The organism is Pseudoalteromonas sp. BSi20311, from assembly GCF_000239875.1.
Lineage (GTDB): Bacteria > Pseudomonadota > Gammaproteobacteria > Enterobacterales > Alteromonadaceae > Pseudoalteromonas.
In genome coordinates, this window is sequence record NZ_BADU01000130.1 from 20,747 (window position 1) to 27,638 (window position 6,892).

7 protein-coding genes are annotated in these 6,892 nt (G+C 39.7%); 5 read left to right on the plus strand and 2 right to left on the minus strand.

The window, feature by feature from the left end; translation table 11 throughout:
- Positions 1-17: 17 nt before the first annotated feature.
- On the minus strand, positions 18-1,232 hold the full coding sequence (locus tag P20311_RS13435) for an RNA-guided endonuclease TnpB family protein (RefSeq protein WP_036985200.1): 1,215 nt from the start codon (positions 1,230-1,232) through the stop codon (positions 18-20).
- Between the two features lie 24 nt (positions 1,233-1,256).
- On the opposite strand from P20311_RS13435, the gene tnpA reads away from it, so the two are divergent.
- The 5 genes from tnpA to P20311_RS13460 all read left to right on the plus strand — a co-directional run bounded on the left by tnpA (position 1,257) and on the right by P20311_RS13460 (position 6,101).
- Positions 1,257-1,670, plus strand: a complete 414-nt coding sequence (gene tnpA, locus P20311_RS13440) for an IS200/IS605 family transposase (RefSeq protein ID WP_036932744.1) — start codon at positions 1,257-1,259, stop codon at positions 1,668-1,670.
- Positions 1,671-1,891: 221 nt separating this feature from the next.
- A complete protein-coding gene (locus P20311_RS13445; RefSeq protein ID WP_036985203.1) occupies positions 1,892-2,557 on the plus strand; it encodes a methylamine utilization protein in 666 nt (221 codons plus the stop codon).
- A complete protein-coding gene (locus tag P20311_RS13450; protein ID WP_008113756.1) occupies positions 2,547-4,862 on the plus strand; it encodes an EAL domain-containing protein in 2,316 nt (771 codons plus the stop codon). The genes P20311_RS13445 and P20311_RS13450 overlap by 11 nt, the downstream gene beginning before the upstream one ends.
- Positions 4,852-5,682: a DUF3034 family protein gene (locus P20311_RS13455; protein WP_008113758.1), complete on the plus strand. Its 831-nt coding sequence runs from the start codon at positions 4,852-4,854 to the stop codon at positions 5,680-5,682. Before P20311_RS13450 ends, P20311_RS13455 begins: the two co-directional genes overlap by 11 nt.
- A complete protein-coding gene (locus P20311_RS13460) occupies positions 5,682-6,101 on the plus strand; it encodes a group 1 truncated hemoglobin (RefSeq protein WP_008113759.1) in 420 nt (139 codons plus the stop codon). The genes P20311_RS13455 and P20311_RS13460 overlap by 1 nt, the downstream gene beginning before the upstream one ends.
- Before the next feature lie 37 nt (positions 6,102-6,138).
- On the opposite strand, the gene P20311_RS13465 is transcribed toward P20311_RS13460, so the two are convergent.
- Positions 6,139-6,885 (minus strand): glycosyltransferase family 25 protein, encoded by a 747-nt coding sequence (locus P20311_RS13465; protein ID WP_008113762.1) that lies wholly within the window; start codon positions 6,883-6,885, stop codon positions 6,139-6,141.
- Between the last annotated feature and the right edge of the window lie 7 nt (positions 6,886-6,892).

Genomic DNA, 6,892 nt, shown 5'->3' on the forward strand with positions numbered 1-6,892 from the left:
AGTTTCAAAAAGAAAGCCTAAGCTACCTTTTTAGGCTGGTTCCCAGCCTGAATACCTAACGCCCAGTTTAAGTTAACTTGCGCACTGGCTACATCGCGGGGCTTCTCACAACCACATTCGCATGAGTGCCAGCGGTCTGCTAAGGATTTCTTCTTCTTAGCTCCGCAGTCTGGGCAGGTTTGACTTGGCTTAACTTGCTTTGTTGGTACTTCAACAAATTCGCTACTAGCTTCTTCCGCTTTGTATCGCAGCAAATTAAGAGTCATGGCTGGCGCGGTGTTCAGAATTTCCCGATTCAGACCAGCCTTTTGTTTCACCATTTTTCCGTTTTTCTCGACAGTACCTTTGGCACTGCGAGTCATGTTCTTAACGGTGAGTTTTTCGGTGGCGATCAATGCCGCCACTTCAACTAATTTTGCAGTTTCTTTATGAGTAAAATCGAGTCTTTGACGGGCGATTTTCTGGTGGAGTTTGGCAATTTGATGCTTTAATTTTCGCTGGGTGCGAGTGCCTTTTTTCGCTAACGCGAGGTCACGTTGTAAAGAGGTTAATCGCTCTTTGCTGTTTCTGAGGTAACGGGGGTTTTCGACTTGCTCAAAATTACCATCCTGATCGATAGTCGAAAAGTAATGAGAAACACCCCAATCCAAGCCAACAGCTTTAGTGCCACAGTTTCTCTCAATGGTGTCATACTCCATTGAAACTGAAATGAACCACTCACCATTCTTTCGGATGATTTCGGCAGTTTTCGGCTTGCCTCCTGTGTTTCTAGCTTTACCTCGGATCTTAACGATACCAACATCAGCCAAATAAACAGCACCATGCTTTTTTTCTTTCAGGTTGAGCTTCCAACCATCACCATGAGCCTTGTAGCCCCAACCTTTAAAGCGTTGAAATGGTTTAAAACGTGGGGATCCAGCTTTCTTATCACCTTTTTTGAGCCGTCTAAAAAAACCGTCAAAAGCCAGTGCAACACGTTTTAATGTGACTTGCTCACTCTGAGCATTAGCATTGAAAATGCCATGCGCTTTACGATTATTACGCCACAGAGTGTTGATTTTGCACTGTTCGTGAAAGTTAAGACTGTAATTAGAATCACGATATGTTTCGATGCGATCACGTAAAGCCCAGTTGTACAACTGGTGATGGTGGACAAACAAATCCATCAGCGATTCTTCTTGAGAAACTGATGATTTCATTTTATATGTAACTTTACGGATTGCTTTTTTCATAACAACTAATTATATTTAGCTGTTATGAAAAAACAAGCCCTAAATACGCTGTATCACAGCGTTTATAATATTCACTATCATTTAGTTCTTGTAACTAAATATCGTCATCGCTGTATCACGCCAGAGGTTGCCGCGTACTTAGAATCTCAGTACAAAAGGTTGTTAAAATCTTGGGATTGTGAGCTTTTGGAGTGCAATGGTGAGCCAGATCACCTTCACCTTTTAATTTCTGCTAATCCCAAGATGCAACCAAGTAAAATGGTGAACAGTTTAAAAACTGCTACATCAAGACTTGTGCGAAAGGAGTTTTCCGAACACTTGGGTGAGTTTTACTGGAAGCCAGTTTTTTACAGCAGAAGTTATTGTCTGGTTAGTTGCGGAGGTGCACCACTTGAAATCGTGAAGCAATATTTAGCTCAGCAGGAAGGATTTGATTAAAGCCACCACTTCGTGGTGGTGCGCCTTTCACCACCACCTAAATTAACTCGCTTTGGCTCATTAGATTTAGATGGAGCACTTGGCGCTATTGGGTAGACAGATATAGCAAAGCTCATTTTAACTAATGAAAAAGTATGTATTTTAAGTAACTGAGCTATAATTCTTGCAATTAGTGCTCGTCTCTAATTAACTTAACCTATGGTGAATTTTTGGGTATGGTTATGTTAGAGCGAGCATGGCAAGTTATTGCAAAACGTCGTTATTTATTAGCACTGGGTGTATTGTTTAGTGTATCGGCTTTTGGTAATACCATTAATTTGGTTATTAAAGATCAGCATGACCAAGTATTGCCTAATGCTGTCGTAGAAATAAATCATTTACCTTCTTCAAAAACTTCGGGCAATTTACCCACAGCGGTAATGGATCAAGTTGATAAACAGTTTTCTCCAGAGTTGCTTATTGTACACCAAGGTCAGTACGTCGACTTTCCAAATAGCGATAATATTCGCCACCATGTTTATTCTTTTTCAAAAGCTAAACCTTTTCAATTAAAGCTTTATTCTGGCCAGCCAGAAGAACCTATTAAGTTTGATAATCAAGGTGTTGTTGTTCTAGGCTGCAATATTCATGACTCCATGGTGGGCTATATATATGTCGCTAACAGTAGTCATGTGTATACCAGTAACGAGCAAGGCCAGATAAAGCTGCAAGTAGACACTTTTCCTGTGCAAGCCAGTGTTTGGCATTCACTACAAACAGCTCCCTTGGATAATAAAAAACAGTTTGGTATAGAATCAACCAACCCGTTATCAATCACTATAAATACGTCTACGCCTGCACCACGAAATACCTTTGGTAGTAAATTTAGGAAAGGTAATGGGCAATAATTTACGTAGCCGTATAACAACGCTATGCGTTGGCTTGGTGTTACTCACTACCTTGGTTAGTTTACTGAGCTTTTGGTGGTCTACCAGTAAATTTCAGGCAGAAAAAGTGCAACAGAATATAACGGTTGCGCAAAGCGTTTATAAACAATATTTAAAATCAAAAGAGGGCTTATTATTAACAGCCGCAAAGGTGTTAACCGCTGATTTTGGTTTTAAGCAAGCGGTTGCAACTCGTGATGCCGCCACTATTAGCAGTGTGTTATACAACCACAGTCAACGGATCAATGCGGATCTTATGCTGTTGCTCGATTTATCAGGGCGGTTAGTATCAGCTAATGTTAATGCACAAAATTTTGCCGATAACCTACAGCCCTTAATGGATGAGTTATTAAATAATTCTGAGCAATCGAGCTTTGTGGTGTTAAATAACCAGCTGTACCAAGTGATTTTATTACCCGTTAAAACTCCCAGAACCATAGCTTACAGTTTGGTCGGATTTAAAATAACATCTGCAGTGGCTACTGAGCTAAAAAGCTTAACCGGAATGGAGGTTAGTTTTGTTGCGCAATTAGATGATTTTGCAACAAGCTCGCTAGTATCCCAACCAGATAACTTTCAACCAATAACGTACTTTACCAATAAAACTACGGCTCGTTTTTTTGCCGAATACTTGGCCTATGAAAACGAACAAATAGCTTTACCCTCTTTACAATCGCATCCGATAACCTTACTGCTTAGCGCAGATTTAACCTCGAGTTATCGCGATATTGAGCAATTATTATTAACGCTTATCACACTCGCTGTTTTAACTATGTTATTTGGTGTGATCACCAGTAGTTTGTTAGCAAATAATTTAACGACAGGACTTTCACAGTTAGCGGTTATTGCCAGACAGTTTGCAAAAGGCGACTACCGCTTTAAATTTGAAGGTAAAAAGCAAAGCAGTGAAATAGAAACGCTCGTGAATGCTTTTAATAACATGGGTAATGATATTAATAAGCGTGAGCAGCAAATAAGTTTTCAAGCACATCACGATACTTTAACAGGGTTTTATAACCGTTCTGCTATGTTAGATTTATTAGCTAAGCGGCTCACTAATGATGCGCGGTACACGCTTGTTGCTATTGATATAAAAGGCTTAAGGCATATAAACGATAAGCTTGGCCCACAAGTAGGGGATGGATGTTTAATTGCAGTGGCAAATCGTATTCGTCAATTTTCTGATGAGCTAGGTGGTTTTCATGCCCGTATTGGTGGCGATGAATTTTTAACGGTTTACCCTTGTGCAGAGGTTGAGCAGGTAAAATGTGCAGTGGCTGATTTACTCAAGCAATTACAGCTAGCTTACAAGGTTAAAAATTTAAAAATAAGCTTACGTTTTAATGCTGGTATTGTGCAATACCCAGAGCAAGGGACTAAAGCAGACGATTTAATGCGACGTGTACTCATTGCTGTAGATGCAGCTACAACGAGTCAGCAAAGCTTACATTATTATCAAGACGGTGAAGATGAGGCGCATTTAGACCGTTTAATTATGCTTGATGAACTCAAACAAGCAATTGATGATGATAATGGACAATTATTTATGACCTATCAGCCTAAATTGAATATTAAAAGTCAGAAAATTGATAAGGTAGAGTCTCTTATTCGTTGGCAACGAAAAGATGGTGGCTGGGTCTCGCCTGAGGTCTTTATTGATTTAGCCGAGCAGTCAGGGTTAATAGTAGAGCTGACCGCTTGGGTTGTCGAGACTGTGATTGCACAAATAGCCGATTGGTCAAAAAAGGATATTCATTTACAAGCCGCTATTAATGTTTCTGCCCAAGATATTGCTCATTCAGGTTTTCACGCTTCGTTGGTAGCCACCTTAAATAAATACCAAGTAAACCCAAGCTCTGTCACTATTGAGTTGACGGAGCGCGATATGATTGAAAATGAAGCCCAAGGTATTAAAGCGTTAGAAGATTTAAAAACTATTGGCGTTAAAATCTCATTAGACGATTACGGTGTCGGACAAACATCATTGGGGCGCTTAAAAATGTTACCTATTGATGAGCTTAAGTTAGATAAATGCTTTATTTTAACTCTGCACGAATCACAAAAAGATCAATACATAGTGCGCTCGTCAATCACATTGGGTCACCAATTGGGGTTTTCTGTTGTGGCTGAGGGTGTGGAAACCGCTGAGTCTTTATCAATGCTTCACGAAATGCAATGCGATCATGCGCAAGGTTACTATTTAAGTCGCCCTTTAAAAGCGCAGCAATTAGAACAATGGTTAGAGGAATATCAGCGTGTACATTAAGTTATTATTCGCCTTGGCACTCTCATTTTGTAGTGCGTTAAGTATGGCTGCTACGGGGAAATTATTAGCAACACCGGGCGTGTCTCAAGTTGAAGGCAGTGCAGGAGGAGGGTTAGTTCCTTGGGCGCAGCTAGCAGGATATGCTAGTGAGGACGAATGGGCTGTTAATGGTTTTTGTAGTCGTGCTGATGTTACTGACTACCGTCTTGATGCCTGCGGCATGCAACTAAACCTATTCAATCGTGTTGAGCTCAGTTATGCAGTGCAGCAGTTTGATGTGCCTGCGCTCAATACAGAAATAGAGCAGTCAATTTCTGGGGCAAAAATTCGTTTATATGGTGATATAGTATACAGTAAGTGGCCCCAGCTAAGCATGGGGGTACAGCATAAATCACTAGAGGATGGCACAGTAGCAAAGTTAGTTGGCGCAAAAAATACCAGTGGTACAGATGTGTACCTAGCCGCCAGTAAATTACATTTGGGCGCACTTGCTGGGTACAACTGGTTTTGGAATGTGACTACTCGCTACAGTAAAGCCAATCAGCTAGGACTGTTAGGATATGGCGGGGCTAATGAGGGCAGCCATATTTTAGTAGAAGCAAGTAGTGCAGTTTTTGTAAGTCGTGAACTTGCCATTGGTGTTGAATATCGACAAAAAGCCAATAACCTAGGTTTAGGCGAACAAGATTGGCGCGATTTATTTATAGCGTGGATGCCTAATAAGCACATGAGTGTGACTGCGGCCTATTTAGACTTAGGGCGGATTGCTGGTGTTGATAAACAAACCGGCTGGTATTTATCGGTTACGGGGTATTGGTAATGAAACTGAGTGTATTTATTTTTTGTTGTTTAAGCTTACTTTTAGGGTGTACAACACAGCCTAATACCTCTTTGTATCAGCAACTAGGCGAACAAGCTGGGCTTGAAAAGTTAACTGACAGTTTTATTGCCCAAATAGGTAATGACAAGCAGGTATTTCATTACTTTGAACACAGTAATATTAGCCATTTTCGACAAGGGTTTATTAGCCATTTATGTTCGCTGGTGGAGGGCCCTTGTGAATATAAAGGTGATTCTATGGTTGCTATTCATACAGGTATGAACATAAATGAAAAAGACTTCAATCACGTTGTCGATTTATTAATAAATGCAATGAACGAGCAAAATATCCCACATACAGTGCAAAATGAAATTTTAGCTAAAATGGCGCCATTGCGTGGCGAAATTATTAAGATTTAACAGGTCGCAGTCATGCAGCCAATATATTGAGCTTCAGTTATAACTTTCTAGTTATAATTGACAGATCAGCTGATATTTTTTTGCGTTGCATATATAAGTTTAACCTGTGTTTTAAATTTCTAATAAATGTACTTTTATTAGAATGCCTACCTGAATTTGTCCTTGCTATTTCACTTTCAAATTGGCTATTAGTGGCAATTGGATATGGCTTAATACCTACGATATTGAGCCCAACTTCACTATGAAACTGCATATCAACATCAACAGGTCTAAAAAATGGCTTTCTGTGCAGAAGTTTCTTAGCCCCCTCAAGAGATAATATATATCCTTGAGCTCCATTTGGGACTTTAAAGTAATTCCCCAAAACAAACTCACTCTCAAGGGGGTGTGTATTAATAAATGCTAAATCTCGGCTATCGGAAAGTTTTATAAAATCCCAATTTTTTAATTTTTCTGCTGATTCAATCGTATTAGTTAAATGCGATTTAATTATAATGTCGTCCTCAAGTATTACGCACATAGGTATCGAGTGTGTAACTATATGCTCCCAGACTCGCATATGGCTAATGTAACAACCTATTTCTCCTAGTGTTAAGTTGCGATGATATGAGTTTTTATTCTTTTTCGGGCAATACCATTTGAGGAGCTCTTGCTCACCAAGATGTTTACCAATAGTAGCTTCAAAGCGTTCAGCACTTATATTAAGATCTTTAAGTCGCTTTTGAACCTCATACCAACGGGATTCACAAGGTTTCATGTTGATAATAAATATCGAAGTTTTCATTTTTTAA

Excerpts from the sequence above, each read along its gene's own strand:
- tnpA (WP_036932744.1), top strand. The coding sequence starts at position 1,257 with ATGAAAAAACAAGCCCTAAATACGCTGTATCACAGCGTTTATAATATT.
- P20311_RS13460 (WP_008113759.1), top strand. The coding sequence starts at position 5,682 with ATGAAACTGAGTGTATTTATTTTTTGTTGTTTAAGCTTACTTTTAGGG.
- P20311_RS13450 (WP_008113756.1), top strand. The coding sequence starts at position 2,547 with ATGGGCAATAATTTACGTAGCCGTATAACAACGCTATGCGTTGGCTTG.
- P20311_RS13435 (WP_036985200.1), bottom strand. The coding sequence starts at position 1,232 with ATGAAAAAAGCAATCCGTAAAGTTACATATAAAATGAAATCATCAGTT.
- P20311_RS13445 (WP_036985203.1), top strand. The coding sequence starts at position 1,892 with ATGTTAGAGCGAGCATGGCAAGTTATTGCAAAACGTCGTTATTTATTA.
- P20311_RS13465 (WP_008113762.1), bottom strand. The coding sequence starts at position 6,885 with ATGAAAACTTCGATATTTATTATCAACATGAAACCTTGTGAATCCCGT.